The organism is Pseudomonas sp. FG1 (genome assembly GCF_034313875.1).
GTDB lineage: Bacteria > Pseudomonadota > Gammaproteobacteria > Pseudomonadales > Pseudomonadaceae > Aquipseudomonas > Aquipseudomonas veronii.
The window spans coordinates 2,111,689-2,136,534 of sequence record NZ_JAVIWP010000001.1; the positions used below are offsets into that span (position 1 = coordinate 2,111,689).

The 24,846-nt window shown below is 61.3% G+C and carries 23 protein-coding genes and 4 tRNA genes; 20 read left to right on the forward strand and 7 right to left on the reverse strand.

All coding sequences use genetic code 11. The annotated features are described in order from the left end of the window. Positions 1–3: 3 nt before the first annotated feature. Positions 4–1,902, forward strand: a complete 1,899-nt coding sequence (gene cysN / locus RGV59_RS09720; RefSeq protein ID WP_046488067.1) for a sulfate adenylyltransferase subunit CysN — start codon at positions 4–6, stop codon at positions 1,900–1,902. A gap of 175 nt (positions 1,903–2,077) precedes the next feature. Here the strand turns inward: cysN and RGV59_RS09725 are convergent, their stop codons facing one another. The 3 genes from RGV59_RS09725 to RGV59_RS09735 form a co-directional block, all read right to left on the reverse strand. After that, positions 2,078–2,977: an acyltransferase gene (locus RGV59_RS09725; RefSeq protein ID WP_046384745.1), complete on the reverse strand. Its 900-nt coding sequence runs from the start codon at positions 2,975–2,977 to the stop codon at positions 2,078–2,080. After that, entirely contained in the window at positions 2,978–5,077 is a 2,100-nt protein-coding gene (gene pta, locus RGV59_RS09730) for a phosphate acetyltransferase (protein WP_017845495.1), read from the reverse strand. Positions 5,078–5,156: 79 nt separating this feature from the next. Further along, on the reverse strand, positions 5,157–5,447 hold the full coding sequence (locus RGV59_RS09735) for a DUF3565 domain-containing protein (RefSeq protein WP_046384743.1): 291 nt from the start codon (positions 5,445–5,447) through the stop codon (positions 5,157–5,159). Between RGV59_RS09735 and RGV59_RS09740 the strand changes: the two genes are divergently transcribed. Continuing rightward, positions 5,446–5,931: an FKBP-type peptidyl-prolyl cis-trans isomerase gene (locus RGV59_RS09740; protein ID WP_017845493.1), complete on the forward strand. Its 486-nt coding sequence runs from the start codon at positions 5,446–5,448 to the stop codon at positions 5,929–5,931. The genes RGV59_RS09735 and RGV59_RS09740 overlap by 2 nt on opposite strands. A gap of 164 nt (positions 5,932–6,095) precedes the next feature. Here the strand turns inward: RGV59_RS09740 and rpsT are convergent, their stop codons facing one another. Then, the gene (rpsT, locus tag RGV59_RS09745; protein ID WP_003215870.1) at positions 6,096–6,374 is read right to left on the reverse strand and encodes a 30S ribosomal protein S20; all 279 of its coding nucleotides are present in this window, start codon (positions 6,372–6,374) and stop codon (positions 6,096–6,098) included. A gap of 253 nt (positions 6,375–6,627) precedes the next feature. On the opposite strand from rpsT, the gene murJ reads away from it, so the two are divergent. The 6 genes from murJ to ispH all read left to right on the forward strand — a co-directional run bounded on the left by murJ (position 6,628) and on the right by ispH (position 14,103). Then, positions 6,628–8,166, forward strand: a complete 1,539-nt coding sequence (murJ, locus tag RGV59_RS09750) for a murein biosynthesis integral membrane protein MurJ (RefSeq protein WP_017845492.1) — start codon at positions 6,628–6,630, stop codon at positions 8,164–8,166. A gap of 120 nt (positions 8,167–8,286) precedes the next feature. Then, positions 8,287–9,225 (forward strand): bifunctional riboflavin kinase/FAD synthetase, encoded by a 939-nt coding sequence (ribF, locus tag RGV59_RS09755; RefSeq protein WP_017845491.1) that lies wholly within the window; start codon positions 8,287–8,289, stop codon positions 9,223–9,225. A gap of 14 nt (positions 9,226–9,239) precedes the next feature. Further along, on the forward strand, positions 9,240–12,071 hold the full coding sequence (gene ileS, locus RGV59_RS09760) for an isoleucine--tRNA ligase (protein ID WP_322246939.1): 2,832 nt from the start codon (positions 9,240–9,242) through the stop codon (positions 12,069–12,071). Next, positions 12,064–12,573, forward strand: a complete 510-nt coding sequence (lspA, locus tag RGV59_RS09765; RefSeq protein WP_017845489.1) for a signal peptidase II — start codon at positions 12,064–12,066, stop codon at positions 12,571–12,573. Before ileS ends, lspA begins: the two co-directional genes overlap by 8 nt. A gap of 7 nt (positions 12,574–12,580) precedes the next feature. Then, positions 12,581–13,018 (forward strand): FKBP-type peptidyl-prolyl cis-trans isomerase, encoded by a 438-nt coding sequence (fkpB, locus tag RGV59_RS09770; RefSeq protein WP_169850802.1) that lies wholly within the window; start codon positions 12,581–12,583, stop codon positions 13,016–13,018. A 137-nt stretch (positions 13,019–13,155) separates the two neighbouring features. Next, positions 13,156–14,103: a 4-hydroxy-3-methylbut-2-enyl diphosphate reductase gene (ispH, locus tag RGV59_RS09775; RefSeq protein WP_017845487.1), complete on the forward strand. Its 948-nt coding sequence runs from the start codon at positions 13,156–13,158 to the stop codon at positions 14,101–14,103. Here ispH and RGV59_RS09780 read toward each other — a convergent pair. Then, positions 14,057–14,638: a GspH/FimT family pseudopilin gene (locus tag RGV59_RS09780; RefSeq protein ID WP_126585816.1), complete on the reverse strand. Its 582-nt coding sequence runs from the start codon at positions 14,636–14,638 to the stop codon at positions 14,057–14,059. The genes ispH and RGV59_RS09780 overlap by 47 nt on opposite strands. A 204-nt stretch (positions 14,639–14,842) precedes the next feature. Between RGV59_RS09780 and pilV the strand changes: the two genes are divergently transcribed. The 5 genes from pilV to thiO all read left to right on the forward strand — a co-directional run bounded on the left by pilV (position 14,843) and on the right by thiO (position 18,155). Next, positions 14,843–15,328 (forward strand): type IV pilus modification protein PilV, encoded by a 486-nt coding sequence (gene pilV, locus RGV59_RS09785; protein ID WP_032804232.1) that lies wholly within the window; start codon positions 14,843–14,845, stop codon positions 15,326–15,328. Continuing rightward, positions 15,325–16,032, forward strand: coding sequence for a PilW family protein (locus tag RGV59_RS09790; protein ID WP_104903962.1), 708 nt, complete (start codon positions 15,325–15,327; stop codon positions 16,030–16,032). The genes pilV and RGV59_RS09790 overlap by 4 nt, the downstream gene beginning before the upstream one ends. A gap of 46 nt (positions 16,033–16,078) precedes the next feature. Then, positions 16,079–16,570 (forward strand): pilus assembly PilX family protein, encoded by a 492-nt coding sequence (locus RGV59_RS09795; RefSeq protein ID WP_233098929.1) that lies wholly within the window; start codon positions 16,079–16,081, stop codon positions 16,568–16,570. Positions 16,571–16,581: 11 nt separating this feature from the next. After that, entirely contained in the window at positions 16,582–16,983 is a 402-nt protein-coding gene (locus tag RGV59_RS09800) for a type IV pilin protein (protein ID WP_017845482.1), read from the forward strand. Positions 16,984–17,045: 62 nt separating this feature from the next. After that, a complete protein-coding gene (gene thiO, locus RGV59_RS09805) occupies positions 17,046–18,155 on the forward strand; it encodes a glycine oxidase ThiO (RefSeq protein ID WP_017845481.1) in 1,110 nt (369 codons plus the stop codon). On the opposite strand, the gene RGV59_RS09810 is transcribed toward thiO, so the two are convergent. Continuing rightward, the gene (locus RGV59_RS09810; RefSeq protein WP_026139830.1) at positions 18,142–18,375 is read right to left on the reverse strand and encodes a PP0621 family protein; all 234 of its coding nucleotides are present in this window, start codon (positions 18,373–18,375) and stop codon (positions 18,142–18,144) included. The genes thiO and RGV59_RS09810 overlap by 14 nt on opposite strands. A 125-nt stretch (positions 18,376–18,500) precedes the next feature. Continuing rightward, complete coding sequence (locus RGV59_RS09815; protein ID WP_017845480.1) at positions 18,501–19,526, reverse strand: outer membrane protein assembly factor BamD; 1,026 nt, start codon at positions 19,524–19,526, stop codon at positions 18,501–18,503. A 149-nt stretch (positions 19,527–19,675) separates the two neighbouring features. On the opposite strand from RGV59_RS09815, the gene rluD reads away from it, so the two are divergent. The 7 genes from rluD to RGV59_RS09850 all read left to right on the forward strand — a co-directional run bounded on the left by rluD (position 19,676) and on the right by RGV59_RS09850 (position 24,776). After that, positions 19,676–20,638 (forward strand): 23S rRNA pseudouridine(1911/1915/1917) synthase RluD, encoded by a 963-nt coding sequence (gene rluD, locus RGV59_RS09820; protein WP_017845479.1) that lies wholly within the window; start codon positions 19,676–19,678, stop codon positions 20,636–20,638. After that, entirely contained in the window at positions 20,635–21,360 is a 726-nt protein-coding gene (gene pgeF, locus RGV59_RS09825; RefSeq protein ID WP_126585815.1) for a peptidoglycan editing factor PgeF, read from the forward strand. The genes rluD and pgeF overlap by 4 nt, the downstream gene beginning before the upstream one ends. A gap of 131 nt (positions 21,361–21,491) precedes the next feature. Beyond that, positions 21,492–24,056: an ATP-dependent chaperone ClpB gene (clpB, locus tag RGV59_RS09830; RefSeq protein ID WP_017845477.1), complete on the forward strand. Its 2,565-nt coding sequence runs from the start codon at positions 21,492–21,494 to the stop codon at positions 24,054–24,056. A 304-nt stretch (positions 24,057–24,360) separates the two neighbouring features. Beyond that, positions 24,361–24,436: transfer RNA gene (locus RGV59_RS09835), tRNA-Asn, on the forward strand. 10 nt (positions 24,437–24,446) lie between these two features. Next, a tRNA-Pro gene (locus RGV59_RS09840) sits at positions 24,447–24,523 on the forward strand. Positions 24,524–24,529: 6 nt separating this feature from the next. Next, positions 24,530–24,605, forward strand: a tRNA-Lys gene (locus RGV59_RS09845). A 94-nt stretch (positions 24,606–24,699) separates the two neighbouring features. Beyond that, positions 24,700–24,776 (forward strand) — tRNA-Pro (locus RGV59_RS09850). Positions 24,777–24,846: the final 70 nt, after the last annotated feature.

Below are 24,846 nucleotides of genomic sequence, written 5' to 3' on the forward strand. Positions count from 1 at the left end.
GTCATGTCGCATCAATCTGATTTGATCAGCGAGGACATCCTCGCCTACCTGGGCCAGCACGAGCGCAAGGAAATGTTGCGCTTCCTGACCTGCGGCAACGTCGACGACGGCAAGAGCACCCTGATCGGGCGCCTGCTGCACGACTCCAAGATGATCTACGAAGATCACCTGGAAGCCATCACCCGCGATTCGAAGAAGGTCGGCACCACTGGTGACGACATCGACCTGGCTCTGCTGGTCGACGGCCTGCAGGCCGAGCGCGAGCAAGGCATCACCATCGATGTCGCCTACCGCTACTTCTCCACCGCCAAGCGTAAATTCATCATCGCCGACACCCCCGGCCATGAGCAGTACACCCGCAACATGGCCACTGGTGCGTCCACCTGTGACCTGGCGATCATCCTGGTCGACGCGCGCTACGGCGTGCAGACCCAGACCCGTCGCCACAGCTTCATTGCCTCGTTGCTGGGCATCAAGCACATCGTGGTCGCCATCAACAAGATGGACCTCAACGGCTTCGACGAAGGCGTATTCGAGCAGATCAAGGCCGACTACCTGAAGTTCGCCGACGGCATCGCCTTCAAACCGAGCACCATGGCGTTCGTGCCGATGTCGGCGCTCAAGGGCGACAACGTGGTGAACAAGAGCGAGCGTTCGCCGTGGTACACCGGCCAGTCGCTGATGGAGATCCTCGAGACCGTCGAGATCGCCAACGACCGCAACTACACCGACCTGCGTTTCCCGGTGCAGTACGTCAACCGTCCGAACCTGAACTTCCGCGGTTTCGCCGGCACCCTGGCCAGCGGCATCGTCCACAAGGGCGACGAAGTCGTGGTGCTGCCGTCGGGCAAGAGCAGCCGCGTCAAATCCATCGTCACCTTCGACGGTGAACTGGAACACGCCGGTCCCGGCCAGGCCGTGACCCTGACCATGGAAGACGAGATCGACATCTCCCGTGGCGACCTGCTGGTGCATGCCGACAACGTGCCGCAAGTGACCGACGCCTTCGACGCCATGCTGGTGTGGATGGCCGAAGAGCCGATGCTGCCGGGCAAGAAATACGACATCAAGCGCGCCACCAGCTACGTGCCGGGTTCCATCACCAGCATCGTGCATCGCGTGGACGTGAACACCCTGGCCGAAGGCCCGGCGAGTTCGCTGCAGTTGAACGAAATCGGCCGGGTCAAGGTCAGCCTCGACGCCGCCATCGCCCTGGACGGTTACGCGAGCAACCGCACCACCGGCGCGTTCATCGTCATCGACCGCTTGACCAATGGCACCGTGGCCGCGGGCATGATCATCGCGCCGCCGGTCAGCCACGGCAGCGCCGCGCAGCACGGCAAGTTGGCCCATGTGGCCACCGAAGAGCGCGCCCAGCGCTTCGGTCAGCAGCCGGCCACCGTGTTGTTCAGCGGCTTGTCGGGCGCCGGCAAAAGCACCCTGGCCTATGCGGTTGAGCGCAAGTTGTTCGACATGGGCCGCGCGGTGTTTGTGCTGGATGGCCAGAACCTGCGCCACGACCTGAACAAAGGCTTGCCGCAGGATCGCGTCGGGCGTACCGAGAACTGGCGTCGTGCGGCTCACGTCGCACGCCAGTTCAACGAAGCCGGCCTGCTGACCCTGGCCGCGTTCGTTGCACCGGATGCCGAAGGGCGTGAACAGGCCAAGGCACTGATCGGTGCCGACCGCTTGCTGACGGTCTACGTGCAGGCTTCGCCGCTGGTGTGCGCCGAGCGTGATCCACAAGGCTTGTACGCGGCCGGTGGGGATAACATCCCTGGCGAGTCCTTCCCCTACGACGTGCCGTTGAATGCCGATCTGGTGATCGACACCCAGGCCCTGTCGCTGGAAGACAGCGTCAAGCAAGTGCTGGAGCTGTTGCGTCAGCGCGGCGCGATCTAAACCGCGCGGCTACAAAAAGCCCGCCACCGAGTGATCGGTGGCGGGCTTTTTCACATCTTCGAGATCGGGCTCGGTCAAATGTGGGAGGGGGCTTGCCCCCGATTGCAGAGTGTCAGTCAGAGCATCGGGTGACTGAACCACCGCTATCGGGAGCAAGCCCCCTCCCACATTTTGATCAGTGGCGGCCTGGGTAGTCGGTGTGCAACTGTTTCAGCAGCGCGTCCTTGTCTTCCCACAACCGGTTGATCCAGGCCTGGAACGCCAGCCGATACTCACTATCCTGCTCATAATTCTTGCCAATGAACTCGGCCGGAATCTGCACTTCTTCAAACTGCACCACCACGTCCTGCACATTCCCACACAACAAGTCCCAGTAGCCTGGGCGCCCGGCGGGGTAGTGGATGGTCACATTGACCAACGACTTGAGCTGCTCACCCATGGCATCCAGCACAAACGCGATACCGCCAGCCTTGGGCTTGAGCAGGTAGCGAAACGGCGACTTCTGCTGCGCATGCTTGCCGACGGTAAACCGCGTGCCTTCGGCAAAGTTGAAAATGCCCACAGGGTTGGCGCGAAACTTCGCGCAGGTCTTGCGGGTGGTTTCCAGGTCCTTGCCTTTCTTCTCCGGGTGTTTTTCCAGGTAGGCCTTGGAGTAGCGCTTCATGAACGGAAAGCCCAACGCCCACCAGGCCAGGCCAATCACCGGCACCCAGATCAGTTCCTGCTTGAGAAAGAACTTCAGCGGGCGAATCCGGCGATTGAGCACGTATTGCAGGACCATGATGTCGACCCAGCTCTGGTGGTTGCTGGTCACCAGATAAGAGTGCTGGTAGTCCAGCCCTTCCAGGCCTTTGAGGTGCCAGCGGGTGCGCCGTACCAGGTTCATCCACGCCTTGTTGTTGCTGATCCAGGCTTCATGGGTGTGGTTCATCAGCCATTCGCTGAAACGTTTGGCGAACGGCAGGGCCTTGAACAGTGCGACGATGAACAGGAACGAACACAGCAGGATCGTGTTCAGCGCCAGCAGCAACGACGCGATTACCCCGCGCACGGCGGCAGGTAGAAAATCCAGCATTTAGATATCCATAGGTCGGTTGGCGGCTTGAATCGCGGTCAGGGCGATGGTGTACACAATGTCGTCGACCTGGGCGCCGCGCGGCAGGTCGTTCACCGGTTTGCGCAGGCCCTGGAGCATCGGCCCGAGGCTGACGCAATCGGCGCTGCGTTGTACCGCCTTGTGGGTGGTGTTGCCGGTGTTCAGGTCGGGGAACACGAAGACCGTGGCCTTGCCCGCCACCAGGCTGTTGGGCGCCAGTTGCCGGGCGACGGTTTCGTTGGCGGCAGCATCGTATTGCAACGGGCCGTCGATCAGCAGCGAACTTTGCTGTTCATGGGCGAGCAGGGTGGCTTCGCGGACCTTTTCCACCTCTTCGCCGCTGGCCGACTCACCGCTGGAATAGCTGATCATCGCCACCCGAGGGGTGATACCGAACGCGGCCGCCGAGTCGGCGCTCTGCAGGGCGATTTCCGCCAGTTCGACGGCGCTCGGGTGCGGGTTCATCACGCAGTCGCCGTACACCAGCACCTGTTCGGGGAACAGCATGAAGAACACCGACGACACCAGGGTGCAGCCCGGCGCGGTCTTGATCAGTTGCAGGGCCGGGCGGATGGTGTTCGCGGTGGAGTGGATAACGCCGGAGACCAGGCCGTCGACTTCATCCAGGGCGAGCATCATGGTCGCGATCACCACGGTGTCTTCGAGCTGCTGTTCGGCCATCGGCGCGTTGAGGCTCTTGCTTTTGCGCAACGCGACCATCGGTTCGACATAACGCTCGCGGATCAGGTCCGGGTCGAGAATCTCCAGGCCTTCGGGTAATTCGATGCCCTGGGCGCGGGCGACCGCTTCGACGTCCGCCGGCTTGGCCAGCAACACGCAGCGGGCAATGCCACGGGCCTGGCAGATCGCGGCGGCTTGCACGGTCAACGGCTCGCTGCCTTCGGGCAGGACGATGCGCTTGTTGGCGGCCTGGGCGCGTTGGATCAACTGGTAGCGGAACACTGCCGGCGACAGGCGCATCTCCCGTGGCGTGCCGCAGCGTTGGTGCAGCCAGCGCGCATCGAGGTGGCTGGCGACGAAATCGGTGATGATCTCGGCCCGCTCACGGTCATCGATGGGGATTTCCTTGTTCAGGTTGTTGAGCAGGTTCGCGGTCTCGTAGGAACCGGTACTCACCGACAGCACCGGCAACCCGGCCTGGAACGCGCCTCGGCAGAGGTCCATGATGCGCGGGTCGGGCAGGGTGTCGCTGGTCAGCAGCAGGCCGGCCAGGGGCACGCCGTTGATCGCCGCCAGGCTGACGGCGAGGATGATGTCGTCGCGGTCACCCGGTGTCACCACCAGCACGCCCGGCTTGAGCAGTTCCACGGTGTTGCGCATGGTGCGGGCGCAGATGATGATCTTGGTCATGCGCCGGGTTTCGTAATCCCCGGCGTTGAGGATCTGTGCGCTCATCAGGTCGGCGACGTCACGGGTGCGCGGCGCGTTGAGTTCGGGCTGGAAAGGAATGCAGCCGAGCAGGCGGAAATCCCCGCTGCGCAGCAACGGCGAATGCTCCTTGAGGCGCGCCGAGAAGGCCTCCATGCTTTCATCGGTGCGTACCTTGTTGAGGATCACGCCGAGCACTTTCGGGTCCTTCGGGCCGCCGAACAGTTGGGCCTGCAGCTCCACGCGGCCGGAGAGTTCGGTGAGCACTTCGTTTTCCGGCGCCGAGACCAGGATCACTTCCGCATCCAGGCTCTTGGCCAGGTGCAGGTTGACCCGCGCCGCATAGCTGGCGCTGCGGGTCGGCACCATGCCTTCGACGATCAGCACGTCCTTGCCCACGGCGGCCTGCTGATACAGGGTGATGATTTCTTCGAGCAACTCGTCGAGCTGGCCGTCGCCGAGCATCCGCTCGACATGGGCCAGGCCCAGGGGCTGCGGCGGTTTGAGGCCGTGGGTGCGCGCCACCAGCTCGGTGGAGCGTTCGGGGCCGGTGTCGCCGGGGTGCGGCTGGGCAATCGGTTTGAAGAAGCCGACTTTCAACCCGGCACGTTCAAGGGTGCGGACCAGCCCAAGGCTGATGGAGGTCAGACCCACACCAAAATCGGTGGGCGCGATAAAAAAAGTCTGCATGCGAATTCTCTGGAGGTGCATGGCTTCGGTGGCGCTCTATGGTTGAGTGCCTACCGGGAATCAGGCGCCAAGGTTATCGTTATTCGCGCTCCTGCGCACACCAGCCGCAGGCAAAGGGCTGGCCTATTTTTTCCAGGCGGCGTGCGGGGTCGAGCACCCAGGCGCGCGATTGCCAGGGCGGCTGGTGGCGCAGGTGCTGGGTGTGGCCGCATGACAGCTCGGCAACCCAGTGCCGGTCGTCGTCCTGGTGGAATCCGATGATGACGACGGCCGTTGATTGATCCCGTCCGTCCGGGTTCTGTTCGCTTTCGGGCAAATCCTTGTTTAGACTTGTCCGTTCTTCATTCTTATGCAAAAGGTCTCGCCCCATGACGATCGCCGCTAACAAGGCTGTCTCCATCGACTATACCCTGACCAACGACGCTGGTGAGGTCATCGACAGCTCAGCCGGCGGCGCGCCGCTGGTCTACCTGCAAGGCGCAGGCAACATTATCCCGGGCCTGGAAAACGCCCTGGTCGGCAAGAGCGTCGGTGATGAACTGACCGTTGTCGTAGAGCCTGAAAATGCTTACGGCGAATACTCCGCCGAACTGGTCAGCACCCTGAGCCGCAGCATGTTCGAAGGTGTCGACGAACTGGAAGTGGGCATGCAGTTCCACGCTTCGGCGCCAGACGGCCAAATGCAGATCGTCACCATCCGTGATCTGGACGGCGACGACGTCACTGTCGACGGTAACCACCCTCTGGCAGGCCAGCGCCTGAACTTCCAAGTGAAGATCGTTGCCATCCGCGACGCTTCCCAGGAAGAAGTCGCTCACGGCCACGTCCACGGTGAAGGCGGTCATCACCATTGATCGATGTTTTGATCAGGTGGTAGCAAAAACGCCCCGACTGGTTCGGGGCGTTTTTTTGTGCGTGCAATAAAGATGTATGGCGCCCAAACAAAAATGCCCCGGACCTTTCGGTACGGGGCATTTCTTAACTGTTACGCAGGTAAACCTGCGTGGCAGTTTATCGCTTAGGCTGCAGCAGCAAGGTTCAGAGCCTTGATGTGGCCGTTCAGGCGACCTTTATGGCGAGCAGCTTTGTTCTTGTGGATGATGCCTTTATCGGCCATACGGTCGATAACTGGCACAGCCAGAACGTAAGCAGCTTGAGCTTTTTCAGCGTCTTTTGCGTCAATGGCCTTAACTACATTCTTGATGTAGGTACGAACCATGGAACGCAGGCTGGCGTTGTGGCTGCGACGCTTCTCAGCCTGTTTTGCACGTTTTTTGGCGGAAGGTGTGTTGGCCACCGTCGAGCTCCTCGAAAGACTTTTTAGGAAATAGCAAACAAAATAGGCCGCGAATCATGCCGATGAGTTGATGGGTTGTCAAGGGCGGTTGATGCGAACTGCTGAGTGGTCGATCTGAAGAGGCGGGTGATTTATTTCCGGCGCTTGACCTGTAAACTCGCGAGCTTTGGCGCTGTGCTGTTGCAGGCGCGCAGTATCGCATAAGTAGGCGCGTAGTTCGCCTGCTCTTTATCTATAGGCGCAAACTCTTTCAATGAATCTGCTCAAATCGTTGGCTGCCGTCAGCTCAATCACGATGATTTCCCGGGTATTGGGGTTTGTGCGTGACACCTTGTTGGCACGCATTTTCGGCGCCAGCATGGCCACGGATGCGTTCTTCATTGCCTTTAAACTGCCCAACCTGTTGCGGCGGATCTTCGCCGAGGGCGCGTTTTCCCAGGCGTTCGTGCCGATTCTGGCGGAATACAAGACGCAGCAGGGCGAGGAGGCGACCCGCACATTCATCGCCTATGTCTCGGGCTTGCTGACCCTGGTGTTGATGCTGGTGACTGTGGCCGGCATGCTCGCCGCGCCGTGGGTGATCTGGGCCACGGCGCCTGGTTTTGCCAATACGCCGGAAAGATTCGCACTGACCACTGATCTGCTGCGGGTGACTTTCCCCTACATATTGCTGATTTCCCTGTCATCCCTGGCTGGCGCCATCCTCAATACCTGGAACCGTTTCTCGGTGCCTGCGTTCGTGCCGACCCTGCTTAACGTCAGCATGATTATTTTCGCGCTGTTCCTCACGCCCTACTTCGATCCGCCGGTCATGGCCCTGGGCTGGGCCGTCCTGGCCGGCGGCCTGGCGCAATTGCTCTACCAACTGCCGCACCTGAAAAAGATCGGCATGCTCGTGTTGCCGCGCCTGAACCTCAAGGACACCGGCGTCTGGCGCGTGATGCGCAATATGCTGCCGGCGATCCTCGGGGTGTCGGTCAGCCAGATTTCGCTGATCATCAACACCGCGTTCGCCTCATTGCTGGTGTCCGGTTCGGTGTCGTGGATGTACTACGCCGATCGCTTGATGGAGCTGCCGTCCGGCGTCCTCGGCGTGGCCCTGGGCACGATTCTGCTGCCGACGCTGGCGCGTACTTACGCGAGCAAGGACCGCCATGAATACTCGCGCATTCTCGATTGGGGCCTGCGCCTGTGCTTCGTGCTGGTGTTGCCGTGCTCCCTGGCCCTGGGAATCCTCGCCGAGCCGCTGACGGTGTCGTTGTTCCAGTACGGGCAATTCGGCGCACACGATGCCTTGATGACTCAGCGCGCGCTGATCGCTTACTCGGTCGGTCTGCTTGGGATTATCGTGATCAAAGTGCTGGCGCCGGGGTTCTACGCCCAGCAAAACATCCGCACGCCGGTGAAGATCGCGATCTTCACGCTGGTCGTCACGCAACTGCTCAACCTGGTGTTCATCGGCCCGCTGGCGCATGCCGGCCTGGCCCTGGCCATCAGCGCTGGTGCTTGTATCAATGCCGGCCTGCTGTTTTACCAGCTGCGCAAACAGCAGATGTTCCAGCCGCAGCCTGGCTGGGGCATGTTTGCCCTCAAGCTGCTGGTGGCGGTGGCGATGATGTCGGCGGTATTGCTGGGCCTGATGCACTTCATGCCGGCCTGGGATCAAGGCCATATGCTCGAGCGTTTCTTGCGCCTGGGCGTGCTGGTGGTGGCGGGCGTGGTGGTGTACTTCGGGATGTTGCTGCTGCAAGGTTTCCGCCTGCGGGATTTCAATCGCAAGGCGCTGGGTTAGCGAGTTTGCCGCGATAAAACCGGTGTTTTATCGATTCCATCCATTTTGCCCTGCGCTGTTGCCTGTGATCCGGGGCCGGGTGTGGTTATAATCGACCACTTTATGAGCAAGAAGCGCGTTATGCAGCTGGTTCGAGGTCTCCACAACCTGCGCCCCCAGCATCGGGGCTGCGTCGCCACTATTGGCAACTTTGACGGTGTACACCGTGGCCACCAGGCTATCCTGGCCCGGCTGCGCGAGCGCGCGGTCGAGTTGGGCGTGCCCAGCTGCGTGGTGATTTTTGAGCCACAGCCGCGGGAATTCTTTACCCCGGAAACGGCGCCAGCGCGCCTGGCCCGCTTGCGCGACAAGCTGCAACTGTTGGCCGAGGAGGGCGTGGACCGTGTGCTGTGCCTGGCCTTCAACCAGCGTTTGCGCAGCCTCAGCGCCGCCGAGTTCGTCGACCGTATCCTGGTGGATGGCTTGGGCGTACAGCACCTGGAGGTCGGCGACGACTTCCGTTTCGGCTGTGATCGGGTCGGCGATTTCGATTTTCTGCAGCACGCCGGCGTAACCCAGGGTTTTACCGTCGAAGCCGCGCAAACCGTCGAACTGGACGGCCTGCGCGTGAGCAGTACCCAGGTGCGTAATGCCCTGGCCGCTGCCGACTTCGCCTTGGCCGAGCGTTTGCTCGGTCGCCCGTTCCGCATTGCCGGGCGGGTATTGCACGGCCAGAAGCTGGCGCGCCAACTGGGCACGCCAACCGCCAACGTGCAGCTCAAGCGCCGTCGTGTGCCGCTGACCGGGGTTTACCTGGTGAGCGTCGACATCGACGGCCAATCGTGGCCGGGAGTCGCCAATATAGGCGTCAGGCCCACGGTTGCAGGTGATGGCAAGGCCCACCTGGAAGTTCACCTTTTGGATTTTGCCGGTGATCTGTATGACCGGCGTTTGACGGTGGTTTTCCACCAAAAGCTGCGTGAAGAGCAGCGTTTCGCCTCCCTCGAGGCGTTGAAAACGGCGATCAATGCGGATGTCGCCGCCGCCCGTGCCCTAGCCGCACCTAGCGCCCATCGCTAACCGAAGAGCCTTAAATGACCGACTATAAAGCCACGCTAAACCTTCCGGACACCGCCTTCCCAATGAAGGCCGGCCTGCCACAGCGCGAACCGCAGATCCTGCAGCGCTGGGACAGTATTGGCCTGTACGGAAAGTTGCGCGAAATTGGCAAGGATCGTCCGAAATTCGTCCTGCACGACGGCCCTCCTTATGCCAACGGCACGATTCACATCGGTCATGCGCTGAACAAGATTCTCAAGGACATGATCGTCCGCTCGAAGACCCTTTCGGGCTTCGACGCGCCGTATGTCCCGGGTTGGGATTGCCACGGCCTGCCGATCGAACACAAAGTCGAAGTGACCCACGGCAAGAACCTGGGCGCCGATAAAACCCGCGAACTGTGCCGTGCCTACGCCACCGAGCAGATCGAAGGGCAGAAGTCCGAGTTCATCCGCCTGGGTGTCCTGGGCGACTGGGCCAATCCCTACAAGACCATGGACTTCAAGAACGAGGCCGGTGAAATCCGCGCCTTGGCCGAAATCGTCAAGGGCGGTTTCGTGTTCAAGGGCCTCAAGCCCGTGAACTGGTGCTTCGACTGCGGTTCGGCCCTGGCTGAAGCGGAAGTCGAGTACGAAGACAAGAAGTCCTCGACCATCGACGTGGCCTTCCCGATTGCCGACGACGCCAAGCTGGCAGCGGCCTTTGGCCTGGCAAGCCTGGCCAAGCCAGCCGCCATCGTGATCTGGACCACCACCCCGTGGACCATCCCCGCCAACCAGGCGCTGAACGTCCACCCGGAATTCACCTACGCCCTGGTGGATGTCGGTGATCGCCTGCTGGTGCTGGCCGAAGAGATGGTCGAAGCCTGCCTGGCGCGTTACGCGCTGGAAGGTTCGGTGATCGCCACCACCACCGGTTCTGCGCTGGAACTGATCAACTTCCGTCACCCGTTCTACGACCGCCTGTCGCCGGTGTACCTGGCTGACTACGTTGAACTGGGCGCCGGCACCGGCATCGTTCACTCCGCGCCTGCTTACGGCGTAGACGACTTCGTGACCTGCAAGGCCTACGGCATGGTCAACGACGACATCTTGAACCCGGTGCAGAGCAACGGTGTTTATGCGCCGTCCCTGGAATTCTTCGGTGGCCAGTTCATCTTCAAGGCCAACCAGCCGATCATCGACAAGCTGTCGGAAGTCGGCGCGCTGCTGCACACCGAGACCATCAAGCACAGCTACATGCACTGCTGGCGCCACAAGACCCCGCTGATCTACCGCGCCACCGCGCAGTGGTTCATCGGCATGGATAAAGAACCGGCCAGCGGCGACACCTTGCGCAACCGCGCGATCAAAGCCATCGAAGACACCAAGTTCGTCCCGGCCTGGGGTCAGGCGCGCCTGCACTCGATGATCGCCAACCGTCCGGACTGGTGCATCTCCCGCCAGCGCAACTGGGGCGTGCCGATCCCGTTCTTCCTCAACAAGGAAAGCGGCGAGCTGCACCCGCGTACCGTCGAGCTGATGGAAGTCGTGGCCCAGCGCGTTGAGCAGGAAGGCATCGAAGCCTGGTTCAAGCTGGACGCCGCCGAGCTGTTGGGCGACGAAGCGCCGCTGTACGACAAGATCAGAGACACCCTCGACGTGTGGTTCGACTCCGGCACCACCCATTGGCACGTGCTGCGCGGTTCGCACCCGATGGGGCATGCGGCCGGCCCGCGCGCCGACCTGTACCTGGAAGGTTCGGACCAGCACCGTGGCTGGTTCCACTCGTCGCTGCTGACCGGTTGCGCCATCGACGACCACGCACCGTACCGCGAACTGCTGACCCACGGTTTCACCGTCGACGAAAACGGTCGCAAGATGTCCAAGTCCCTGGGCAACGTGATCGCGCCGCAAAAGGTCAACGACACCCTGGGCGCCGATATCATGCGCCTGTGGGTTGCCTCGACCGATTATTCGGGCGAGATGGCCGTGTCGGAGCAGATCCTGCAGCGCAGCGCCGATGCCTACCGTCGTATCCGTAATACCGCACGCTTCATGCTGTCGAACCTGACCGGTTTCAACCCGGCCACCGACATCCTGCCGGCCGAGGACATGCTCGCCCTGGACCGTTGGGCCGTGGACCGTACCCTGTTGCTGCAACGCGAGTTGCAGGAGCACTACGGTGAATACCGCTTCTGGAACGTCTATTCGAAGATTCACAACTTCTGCGTGCAGGAGTTGGGCGGTTTCTACCTCGACATCATCAAGGACCGCCAGTACACCACCGGCGCCAACAGCAAGGCGCGCCGCTCGGCGCAGACCGCGCTGTACCACATCTCCGAAGCGCTGGTGCGCTGGATCGCACCGATCCTGGCCTTCACCGCCGACGAACTGTGGGAATACCTGCCGGGCGAGCGCAACGAATCGGTGATGCTCAACACTTGGTACGAAGGCCTGACCGAACTGCCGGCCGACTTCGAACTGGGCCGCGAGTACTGGGACGGCGTGATGGCGGTGAAAGTGGCCGTGAACAAGGAGCTGGAAGTGCAGCGCGCGGCCAAGGCCGTCGGTGGCAACCTGCAAGCCGAAGTCACTCTGTTTGCCGAGGAAGGCCTGAGCGCCGACCTGGCCAAGCTGAGCAACGAACTGCGCTTCGTGCTGATCACCTCCACTGCGAGCCTGGCGCCATTCGCCCAGGCCCCGGCGGACGCCGTGGCCACCGAAGTGCCTGGCCTGAAGCTCAAAGTCGTCAAGTCGGCCTTCCCCAAGTGCGCCCGTTGCTGGCACTGCCGTGAAGATGTCGGCGTGAACCCTGAGCATCCGGAAATCTGCGGTCGTTGCGTCGACAACATCAGCGGTGCCGGCGAGGTTCGTCACTATGCCTAACGCCAGTCGTTTCGGACGTCTTGGCTGGCTCGTATTGAGCGTGCTGGTCCTGGTCATCGACCAGGTCAGCAAGGCTCACTTCGAGGGCTCCCTGGAGATGTTCCAGCAGATCGTGGTGATCCCGGATTACTTCAGCTGGACGCTGGCCTATAACACCGGCGCGGCGTTCAGCTTCCTGGCCGATGGCGGCGGCTGGCAACGCTGGTTGTTCGCCCTGATCGCCGTGGTGGTCAGTGCGGTGCTGGTGGTCTGGCTCAAGCGCCTGGGGCGCGATGACACCTGGCTGGCCATCGCCCTGGCGCTGGTGCTGGGTGGCGCGCTGGGCAACCTGTACGACCGCATCGCCCTGGGCCATGTGATCGACTTCATTCTGGTGCATTGGCAGAACCGCTGGTACTTCCCCGCGTTCAATTTTGCCGACAGCGCCATCACCGTCGGTGCAATCATGCTGGCACTCGATATGTTCAAAAGTAAGAAAACCGGAGAGACCGTTCATGACTGATCAGGTATTGGCTGAACAACGCATCGGCCAGAACACGGAAGTCACCTTGCATTTCGCATTGCGCCTGGAGAATGGCGACACGGTCGACAGCACGTTCGACAAATCCCCCGCGACCTTCAAGGTGGGCGATGGCAACCTGCTGCCGGGTTTTGAAGCGGCCTTGTTCGGCTTCAAGGCCGGCGACAAGCGCACCCTGCAGATCCTGCCGGAAAACGCCTTTGGCCAGCCCAACCCGCAAAACGTACAGATCATCCCGCGTTCGCAGTTCCAGGACATGGAGCTGTCGGAAGGCCTGCTGGTGATCTTCAACGATGCAGCGAACACCGAGCTGCCGGGTGTGGTCAAAGCCTTCGATGACGCGCAAGTGACCATCGACTTCAACCATCCGTTGGCCGGTAAAACCTTGACGTTTGACGTAGAAATCTTCGACGTTAAAGCGCTCTAACTGACAGAACCGGCTCCTGCGGGCGCTGGCTTGTGTGGGAGCTGGCTTGCCTGCGATGCGGTCGACTCGGTGTATCAGGTACACCGAGTCGACCGCATCGCAGGCAAGCCAGCTCCCACAAAGACACGAGGCACAGCATGCAAATCAAACTCGCCAACCCCCGTGGCTTCTGCGCCGGCGTGGACCGCGCGATCGAAATCGTCAACCGTGCCCTGGAAGTCTTCGGGCCGCCGATTTATGTGCGCCATGAAGTCGTCCACAACAAATTCGTAGTCGAAGACTTGCGCGCTCGCGGCGCCATCTTTGTCGAAGAACTCGACCAGGTGCCGGACGACGTTATCGTTATCTTCAGCGCCCACGGCGTATCCCAGGCGGTGCGGACCGAAGCGGCAGGCCGCGGCCTGAAAGTGTTCGATGCTACCTGCCCATTGGTTACCAAGGTGCATATCGAAGTCGCGCGCTACAGCCGCGATGGCCGTGAATGCATCCTGATCGGCCACGCCGGCCACCCGGAAGTCGAAGGCACCATGGGCCAGTACGATGGCAGCAACGGTGGCGCGATCTACCTGGTGGAAGACGAAAAAGACGTCGCCAACCTGCAGGTACGCAACCCTGAGCGTTTGGCCTTCGTCACCCAGACCACGTTGTCGATGGACGACACCAGCCGAGTGATCGATGCCCTGCGCACACGTTTCCCGGCAATTGGCGGCCCACGCAAGGACGACATCTGCTACGCCACGCAAAACCGCCAGGACGCAGTCAAGCAACTGGCCGATGAATGTGATGTGGTGCTGGTTGTCGGCAGCCCTAACAGCTCCAACTCCAACCGCCTGCGTGAACTGGCTGAACGCATGGCCACGCCGGCGTACCTGATCGACGGCGCCGAGGACATGCAGCGCAGTTGGTTCGACGGCGTCGAGCGCATCGGCATCACTGCGGGTGCCTCGGCGCCGGAAGTGCTGGTACGCGGTGTGATCCAGCAGTTGCAGGCCTGGGGCGCCACCGGTGCCGATGAGTTGGCCGGTCGTGAGGAGAACATCACTTTCTCCATGCCCAAGGAGCTGCGGGTGCGTTCGCTGCTCTGAGTCCCAGGGTGTTGAGCGAGCCCCGGCATAATGCCTGCTCGGTTTTATCCCGGCGCAGGCTGATGCGTCCGCTGGGGGCCAGCACCACTTGAAACAGGCTTTGTGCCTGATCCGTGGCGCATACATGCACGGTGCCGGCACGAAAGCCCCCGCCGGAAAAGACCGGCTCGCCCAGCCCGCTGAAGCGTACCTGGCTCCTGACCGGGCCATTGCCCACGATCGGTACGCGCCCATTGTCCTGATGCTCCAGCAATACGGGATTATCGTCGTCCAGATGGCCGCGCCCGTTCAGGTCCACGATCACCCGCCAGCCCCGGCTCCAATCGTCGTCCAAGGCATGAATGACTACCGCCCGGTTGCGTGCGATGGCTTCGCTGCGCGCATAGCGCAAGCCGCCAACCAGAGACTGGGCCGCACTGTGTCGCTGCTGGGATTCCAGCAGCCCCTTGAAACTGGGGACCGCCAGCTGCGCGAGGATGCCGCTCAGGATCAGCCCGAGCAGTAGTTCGATCAGGGTGAAGCCTCGTTGTGTCATGTGCGGTCCCTCCGTGGACGCGATGCATATTCAGGTGGCATGCCTAGGTATAGCGCTCCGGTCGTGGCGTTGAATGCTGGCCTTTATGTCCAAAGTATTTCCCTTTGTTCCGGGAGCGGCACAGGCCGAAAACCGCCGCTAGTCTTGGGCCGCACAGCAGGTTTTTCCTGCTTTTTCCGGCCTTTGACAGGGATGACGACGGTAATGCTTGCTTGCTCGACTGCTTTGTTTCGACCGGTGACTTCCCGCCACCAAACCGGCATGACCCTGATCGAGGTGGTGGTGGCGGTGCTGATTCTGGTGATCGGCCTGCTGGGCGCTGCGGTGGTCCAGCTCAATGCGCTCAAGTACACCGACAGTACGCGGATGACCAGCCAGGCCAGCTTCATCGCCTACGACATGCTGGACCGCATTCGCGCCAATGCTGGCGCCGACTATTCGTGGGTGCGAACCGAGCGCGCGCCACTGTTCACGTCGACGGGCAGCGTGCGCGACCTCGACCTGCACGATTTCGAGGCCAATATCATCGGTTTCGCCGGCGACAGCGGCAGTGGCTCGGTGCTCGTTCGTGCCGATGAGGTGACCGTGAGCATCAGTTGGGATGATGCCAGGGGGGCAAAAAAAGCCGGGGCGAGGGAAACGCTCACACTCACCAGCCGCATCGCCGATGAATCGCAGGTGTCGCAATGAATCGGCGGGTGCGGGGTTTCAGTGTGTTGGAGCTGCTGCTGGCGTTGACGCTCGGGTTGGTGCTGAGCCTTGGGTTCAGCCAAATCGCCATCAGCGCTCGAACCACCGATGCCAGCCAGCAGGCCGCCATGCTGCTGCAGGATGATGCGCGGTTTGCGCTCGGCAAGCTGATTCAGGACATTCGCCTGGCGGGCATGTTCGGTTGCCTGGCTACGGCATCGATCGAAGGTGCGCCGTTGGCTTTTGATCGACCAATCAGCTGGAGTGCCACGGGTGACGCAAGGTCGCTGACGCTGGTCAGCGCTGAGGTCGGCGAGGACGGCGGCACGCCGGATTGGACCGTATTGTCCGACTGCTCCGGCTCTGCCCACGCTTATGCCGGCACGCCACCACCCGCCGTGCCGGGGCAGATACGCTTTGCGATACGCCAGCTCACCTACACCTTCGAGGCTGGCCAGCTGAAAGTCAGTACCCCGTCAGCCCCGGCCAGGGCGGTGCTGGTGGACAACGTGCAGGCGTTCGAGATCAGTTTCGGCGTGGCAGCCAAGCCTGACTCGACGCCGGTGGTGGGTTATGACCCCGGCCCGGCTGACAATTCGCTGATACGCAGTGTACGCATCCGTTTGACGCTGCAAGACCCGGACGGGTTGGTGAAGGCGCAAACCTGGAGCGTGGTTGCAGCGCTGCGCAACCGGCTGGGGTAGGGCGACCATGGCAGGGTTTCGTGTTGTTGAACGACGGCAGGCGGGCATGGTGCTGCTGATCAGCCTGGTGTTCCTGTTGCTGTTATCGCTGATCGCGTTGTCTTCGATGCAGGGTGCGGTGTCCCAGCAGAAGGTCGTTGGCAGTGTCTGGCATCGCAACCAGTCGCTGCAAAGTGCCGAAAGTGGCCTGAGGCTGGGGGAGGCGGCCGTGCGGCGGGCAGGCGCCGCGTGGCCTGTGTGCGCGTCGATCATCACCTGTGCGCCGCCGCGCGAGTCGTCCTCGGTGATAGCTCCCGGAACCGATCCCGTTTCGAGGGTGAACTGGGCCGCCATGGACGGCGGTCTTTACGCGGTTCAAGCACTCGGGCCTGTCGTGGGGCTGGCTCATTTGCCTGCGCAGATGCCGGCAATGCTCTATCGGGTTACGGCGGTGGGGCTCCGTGGCCAATCGCGCACGGTGCTGGAGGCCATGTATGCGCGGGTGGATGAGGGAGGGCGCTCGCGGTTTCAGCGAGTGATGTGGCGACAACTTTACTGAGGAGCGGCGCAATGGGCATGGATAGCCAGGGTTTTACGTTGATTGAATTACTGACTGCCGTGGCGATCGTCGCGGTGCTGGCCGGTGTCGTTTATCCGGCGTATGTCGGCCATGTGAACAAGGCCTATCGCGCGGAAATTGTCGTGCTGTTGACCGAGCAAGCTCAGTCTCTGGAGCGGTATTACACGAGCAATGGCAGTTTTATTGATGCAAGCGGCGTCAGCGTCGGCAATGATCGCTATAGAATCACGGCTGCGCTGAACCCTCAGGATTTCAGCCTGCTGGCCACACCAGGCGTCGACTCTGTCATGGCAGGCGACGCTTGCGGGGCATTCAGCCTGACCAGTAGCGGTGCGCGGACCAACCCCGGAGCGGCCCCAGGCATGTCGCGCAAGACATGCTGGGGGCAGTGATGGGTGTACTCCATGAGTGGGCGCCGAGTGCGCTTTTCCCTTTTTATCGGCTGGATCAAATGATGGCTAAGCAACAGCGAGTGGTGGTGGTCGGTGGCGGAGTAATCGGCTTGTTGACGGCGTTCAACCTGGCGACCCAGGGCCTGGCAGTCGTACTGCTGGAACGCTCGGGGCTCGGGCAGGAGTCCTCGTGGGCAGGCGGCGGCATTGTCTCGCCACTGTACCCGTGGCGCTACAGCCCGGCAGTCACGGCTTTGGCTCATTGGTCCCAGGACTTTTATCCACAACTGGCCGAGCGCTTGTTTGCCGATACCGGCGTTGATCCGGAGGTCCACACCACCGGGCTCTACTGGCTGGACCTGGAGGATGAAGCCGACGCATTGGCCTGGGCCGCGCGCGAAGGACGACCATTGAGCAAGGTGGATGTGTCGGTCGCCCATGATGCGGTTCCGGTGTTGGGCGGTGGTTACTCCCAGGCGATCTACATGGCGAATGTGGCGAATGTGCGCAACCCGCGCCTGATCAAATCGCTCAAGGCGGCGCTGCTGGCGCTGCCAGGCGTGACGATTCATGAACAGTGCGAAGTTGACGGGTTTGTGTTGGACGGCGACAACGTCGTCGGCGTGAATACGCCTGCCGGGCCGGTGCTCGGTGATCAGGTCGTGCTTGCGGCGGGGGCCTGGAGTGGGCAGTTGCTGGACAAGCTGGGCCTGTCGCTGCCGGTTGAGCCGGTCAAAGGCCAGATGATTTTGTACAAATGCGCCTCGGACTTTCTGTCGAGCATGGTCCTGGCCAACGGGCGTTATGCGATCCCGCGGCGTGACGGGCACATTCTGATTGGCAGTACCCTGGAACATGAAGGGTTCGACAAGACGCCGACCGGATCGGCGCTGGAGAGCCTGAAGGCTTCGGCCGTGGAGTTGATTCCCGCCCTGGCGGATGCCGAGGTGGTGGGCCATTGGGCGGGCCTGCGGCCAGGCTCGCCGGAAGGTATTCCCTACATCGGTCCGGTCCCCGGTTTCAACGGGCTGTGGCTCAATTGCGGGCATTACCGCAACGGCCTCGTGCTGGCGCCGGCGTCGTGCCAGTTATTCGCCGATTTGTTGCTGGGGCACACGCCGATCATCGACCCGGCGCCCTACGCGCCCGCAGGTCGGATCAACGTTGGATAGCTTTCGGCCCTTGCTCCAGATGCGCCTGGGTGCAATACCATTCTTGCCGTGAGCTCAGTGCTCGGTCCTGCGGCAGATGCACGCCGCAGTGAGCGCAGCGCACCATTGGCGTTGCGTCGGGTTCGCCGGAGCGTTGTTGTTTGACGGCCGGGTTTTTGAATTTGCGCCAGAACCATACCGCGGCAGCAATGACGGCAATCCAGAACAGTAGACGAACCATGATGGGCAGTTTCTCGACAAGGAATGCGCCAGTTTAGCCAAGGACGTGGCAGGCGCACAGCGCAATAATGCTTGCGCATAAAAAAGGGAGCCCCGAGGGCTCCCTTTTTATGTTGCGTCGGATGATCAGTCGAACACACCGAAGGTCATGTAGCTGAACCACGAGCGGTCCTGGTTGTTGCCCAGGGCTTGCGGCGCTTGTTCTTCGATCACATCGCCATTTTCATCATGGGGCTTGAGGTCCGCAGGGATGGCTTCCTTGGCGTCCTGGAACTGTTTCATCACGTCCTGGTTGGCGCGGGTTTCACCCGGCGGCAGCGGTGGACGCGACTCGATCAGACCCAGGGTGTACTTGCTCAGCCACGAACGGTTGTCCGCTTCGGCAACCTGAGGCACGAACTGGCCGTCTTTCAGGCTTGGGTGATCCGGGTAGTTGAGCTTCAGGGTTTCCAGGCTGGTGGCCGCCAGGGCGTCCAGGTGCAGGCGCTGGTAGGCCTCGGTCATCACCGCCAGGCCGTCACCCACGGAAGGGGTTTCCTGGAAGTTCTCCACGACATAGCGACCACGGTTGGCGGCTGCCACGTAAGCCTGACGGGTCAGGTAGTAGTGGGCCACGTGGATTTCGTAGGAGGCCAGCAGGTTGCGCAGGTAGATCATGCGCTGCTTGGCGTCCGGCGCGTAGCGGCTGTTGGGATAGCGGCTGGTCAGCTGGGCGAACTCGTTGTAGGAGTCGCGGGCAGCGCCCGGGTCACGCTTGGTCATGTCCAGCGGCAGGAAGCGCGCCAGCAGGCCAACGTCCTGGTCGAACGAGGTCAGGCCCTTGAGGTAGTAGGCGTAGTCGACGTTCGGGTGTTGCGGGTGCAGGCGGATAAAACGCTCGGCGGCGGACTTGGCGGCTTCCGGCTCGGCGTTCTTGTAGTTGGCGTAGATCAGCTCGAGCTGGGCCTGGTCGGCGTAGCGCCCGAACGGATAGCGCGACTCCAGGGCCTTCAGCTTGGCTGTGGCACTGGTGTAGCTATTATTGTCCAAGTCTTTTTGAGCTTGTTGATACAGCTCGACTTCGCTCAGGTTTTCGTCGACGACTTCCTTTGTTGACGAGCAAGCAGCAGTCATGGCGAGGATGGCGATCAGCAGCAGGTGTTTCACTTGCATGGCGGCTTGCGTCCCTATGACGGCCGCTGTCTTGGGCGGGGCCGTCCTGTTATGATGAGCGCCCCGTTGAAAGCATCGGGGCAAAAGACGCCGTATTTAACCACAAGCGCGCAGCCGAAACCAAAGGCTGTGCCACGCCTAGTCTGAGCATGTCCGATAAAATTGAACTTCGCGCAGAGGTGCCGTCCGAATTGGGCGGCCAACGCCTCGATCAAGTCGCCGCACAATTATTCGCTGAGCACTCGCGCTCGCGCCTTTCCGCCTGGATCAAAGACGGCCGCCTGACTGTGGATGGAGCGGTTATCCGCCCGCGAGACATAGTCCATGGCGGTGCGATTCTTGAGCTGACTGCCGAGCAGGAAGCCCAGGGAGAATGGATCGCCCAGGACATCGAGCTGGACATCGTCTATGAAGACGACGACATCCTGGTCATCAATAAACCCGCAGGCCTGGTGGTTCACCCGGCGGCCGGGCACGCTGATGGCACCTTGCTCAATGCTCTGTTGCACCATGTGCCGGACATCATCAATGTCCCGCGCTGCGGCATCGTACACCGCCTGGACAAGGACACGACCGGCTTGATGGTGGTGGCCAAGACCATTCAGGCCCAGACGCAGCTGGTTACACAGTTGCAGAGCCGCAGCGTCAGCCGGATCTACGAGTGCATCGTGATTGGCGTCGTGGTGGCGGGTGGCAAGATCAATGCGCCTATCGGTCGTCACGGCCAGCAGCGCCAGCGTATGGCGGTGATGGAAGGCGGCAAGCAGGCCGTCAGCCACTACCGTGTGCTGGAGCGTTTCCGGTCCCACACCCATGTGCGGGTCAAGCTGGAAACCGGCCGTACTCACCAGATTCGTGTACACATGGCGCACATCAACTTCCCGTTGGTCGGAGATCCGGCCTACGGCGGTCGCTTCCGTATTCCACCGGCGGCCAGTGTCACCATGGTTGAATCGCTGAAGTCCTTCCCGCGTCAGGCGCTGCATGCGCGGTTCCTGGAGCTGGATCATCCGACGAGCGGTAAGCGGATGAGCTGGGAATCGCCTCTGCCGGACGATCTGGTCTGGTTGCTGTCGCTGCTCAGGCAGGATCGCGAGGCATTTATCGGATGAGTGACTGGCTGATTCCTGACTGGCCCGCGCCGGCTCAGGTCAAGGCCTGCGTCACCACCCGTGCGGGCGGCGTCAGCCTGGCGCCGTTCGACAGCCTCAACCTGGGCGATCACGTCGAGGACAGCCCCGAGGCTGTGCTTGAAAATCGCCGTCGCCTCACCGAAGTCTTTCATGTCCGGCCGGCCTGGCTCCGCCAGGTCCACGGCGTGAACGTGGTCGAGGCCGACCCCGAGCGCATTGCCGAAGCCGACGGCAGTTGGACCAGCACGCCGGGCATCGCCTGCACCTCCATGACCGCCGATTGCCTGCCTGCGTTGTTCTGCAACCGCGCCGGCACACGCGTCGCCGCCGCTCACGCGGGTTGGCGTGGCTTGGCCGCGGGCATGCTGGAGGCCACCGCCGAAAGCCTGCAAGCCGAGCCTGCCGACATATTGGTCTGGCTGGGCCCGGCCATTGGCCCGCAAGCCTTCGAAGTCGGCCCGGAAGTGCGGGAAGCGTTCGTGCAGCAACTGCCGGGCACCGCCCAGGCCTTTGTGCCCAGCCGCAACCCCGGCAAGTTCATGGCCGATATCTACCAGTTGGCCCGTTTGCGCCTGGCTGCCCGCGGTATCACTGCCGTTTACGGTGGCGGGTTCTGCACCGTGAACGATCCGCGCTTCTTTTCTTTCCGCCGCAGTCCACGCACGGGTCGGTTCGCCTCCCTTATTTGGCTGGAGCGCTAGACTCTTCTGATCTACGTCAACTGTCCGACGCTTGAATCTCCCAGAATCGACCACATCTATAGGGCTATCTGGCAGGTTTCTTCATTCAGGATGTGTTTGTAGCTCCGGCCTGCTCAAAAGGAAGGTGACTAATGCGTATTGATCGTTTAACCAGTAAATTGCAATTGGCCTTATCCGACTCCCAATCCCTGGCGGTCGGCCTCGACCACCCGGCCATTGAGCCTGCGCACTTGATGCAGGCGCTCCTGGAGCAGCAAGGTGGTTCTATCAAGCCCTTGCTGATGCAGGTAGGCTTCGACGTCAACAGCCTGCGCAAGGAGTTGAGCAAAGAGCTCGACCAACTGCCGAAAATCCAGAATCCTACCGGCGACGTGAATATGTCCCAGGATTTGGCGCGCCTGCTCAATCAAGCGGACCGCCTGGCTCAGCAGAAGGGCGACCAGTTCATCTCCAGCGAGCTGGTGCTGCTCGCCGCCATGGACGAAAACAGCAAGCTCGGCAAATTGTTGCTGGGCCAGGGCGTCAGCAAAAAAGCCCTGGAAAACGCCATCAACAACCTGCGTGGCGGCGAAGCGGTGAACGACCCCAACCACGAGGAGTCACGCCAGGCCCTGGATAAATACACTGTCGACCTGACCAAGCGCGCCGAAGAAGGCAAGCTGGACCCGGTGATCGGCCGTGACGACGAGATTCGTCGCACCATCCAGGTCCTGCAGCGCCGTACCAAGAACAACCCGGTGCTGATCGGTGAGCCTGGCGTGGGTAAAACCGCGATTGCCGAGGGCCTGGCCCAGCGCATCATCAACGGTGAAGTGCCGGACGGCCTCAAGGGCAAGCGCCTGCTGTCCCTGGACATGGGGTCGCTGATCGCCGGCGCGAAATTCCGCGGCGAGTTCGAAGAGCGTCTCAAATCCCTGCTTAACGAGCTGTCGAAGCAGGAAGGGCAGATCATTCTGTTTATCGACGAGCTGCACACCATGGTCGGCGCCGGTAAAGGCGAAGGCTCGATGGACGCCGGCAACATGCTCAAGCCTGCCTTGGCGCGGGGCGAGTTGCACTGCGTGGGTGCCACCACGCTCAACGAATACCGCCAGTACATCGAGAAGGATGCGGCCCTTGAGCGGCGTTTCCAGAAAGTGCTGGTGGAAGAACCGAGCGAAGAAGACACCATCGCGATCCTGCGGGGCCTGAAAGAACGCTATGAGGTCCACCACAAAGTGGCGATCACTGACGGCGCGATCATTGCGGCGGCGAAGTTGAGCCATCGCTATATCACCGACCGGCAGTTGCCCGACAAGGCCATCGACCTGATCGACGAAGCGGCCAGCCGTATCCGTATGGAGATCGACTCCAAGCCGGAAGTGCTCGACCGTCTGGATCGGCGCCTGATTCAACTGAAAGTCGAATCCCAGGCACTGAAAAAAGAAGAGGACGAAGCGGCGAAAAAACGCCTGGAAAAACTCCAGGAAGAAATCCTCCGCCTGGAACGCGAGTACTCGGACCTCGAGGAAATCTGGAACGCGGAAAAAGCTGAAGTACAGGGTTCGGCACAGATCCAGCAAAAGATCGAGCAGTCGCGCCAGGAGCTGGAAACCGCACGCCGTAAGGGCGACCTGAACCGCATGGCCGAGTTGCAGTACGGGGTGATCCCGGACCTGGAACGCAGCCTGCAGATGGTCGACCAGCATGGTCACAGCGAGAACCAATTGCTGCGCAGCAAGGTGACCGAGGAAGAAATTGCCGAAGTTGTCTCGAAGTGGACCGGTATCCCCGTGTCGAAAATGCTCGAAGGCGAACGCGACAAGCTGATGAAGATGGAAAGCCTGTTGCACCAGCGCGTCATCGGCCAGGAAGAGGCGGTGGTGGCGGTGTCCAACGCGGTACGGCGTTCCCGTGCCGGGTTGTCCGACCCGAATCGTCCAAGTGGCTCGTTCATGTTCCTCGGCCCGACCGGTGTGGGTAAGACCGAGTTGTGCAAGGCCTTGGCCGAGTTCCTCTTCGACACCGAAGAAGCCATGGTGCGGATCGATATGTCCGAGTTCATGGAGAAACATTCCGTGGCTCGCCTGATCGGGGCGCCACCGGGCTACGTAGGCTACGAGGAAGGCGGTTACCTGACCGAAGCGGTACGGCGCAAGCCTTACTCGGTGATCCTGCTGGATGAGGTCGAGAAGGCCCACCCGGACGTGTTCAACATCTTGCTGCAGGTGCTGGAAGATGGCCGGCTGACGGACAGCCACGGGCGTACTGTGGATTTCCGCAACACGGTGATCGTGATGACCTCCAACCTGGGGTCGGTGCAGATCCAGGAACTGGTGGGCGATCGTGAAGCCCAGCGCGCAGCTGTGATGGATGCGCTGACCACGCACTTCCGCCCGGAATTCATCAACCGGGTCGATGAAGTGGTGATCTTCGAGCCTTTGGCACGGGATCAGATCGCGGGCATCACCGAGATCCAGTTGGGCCGCCTGCGCAGCCGTCTGGCTGAGCGCGAGCTGGCGCTGGAGCTGAGCCCCGAGGCGTTGGACAAGCTGATCGCGGTCGGTTACGACCCGGTGTATGGCGCACGGCCGTTGAAGCGTGCGATCCAGCGCTGGATCGAAAACCCGCTGGCCCAGTTGATTCTGTCGGGCAGCTTTATGCCGGGCACCAGCGTCAAGGCCACGGTGGAAAACGACGAAATCGTATTCCACTGAGTTCGGTCGGTCGGGCTATAAAGAGAAGGCCTCGCGTTGCGAGGCCTTTTTTTTCGATAGGGCGTTGAACTGTAAGGCAAAGGCTTGTAAAGTGCGCCCCGCAGCAACGTCAGCCCACGGGTTTCTTCTCCCCAAGAAGAAATCAGAAAGAAGCGCAAATCATTGTCTTAAAAGCAATTTAAAGGGTTGACAGGGGTTTTTAAGATTGTAGAATAGCGCGCCTCAGAGACGCGAACGTAGCGATACGGACGCATCGAAGAGAAGGTTACACAGCAGTAAAAGTTGTACATTTGAAATGTGTAGTTCCGTGATAGCTCAGTCGGTAGAGCAAATGACTGTTAATCATTGGGTCCCAGGTTCGAGTCCTGGTCACGGAGCCAATTTCAAAACCGGGGTATAGCGCAGTCCGGTAGCGCGCCTGCTTTGGGAGCAGGATGTCAGGAGTTCGAATCCCCTTACCCCGACCATTTTTTGGGTCGTTAGCTCAGTTGGTAGAGCAGTTGGCTTTTAACCAATTGGTCGTAGGTTCGAATCCCACACGACCCACCATTTTTGAGACCAGTTAACGCTGGAATCAGATCTTAAGATCAGAGGTCAAAAGCCCTGATCGAAGAAGGCGGCTGAGAGGTCGCCTTTGTTTTACCGGGGTATAGCGCAGTCCGGTAGCGCGCCTGCTTTGGGAGCAGGATGTCAGGAGTTCGAATCCCCTTACCCCGACCATATTAAAAATCCTCGTATCGAAAGATACGGGGATTTTTTTTGCCTGAAATTATCCCAAATCCACCACAAC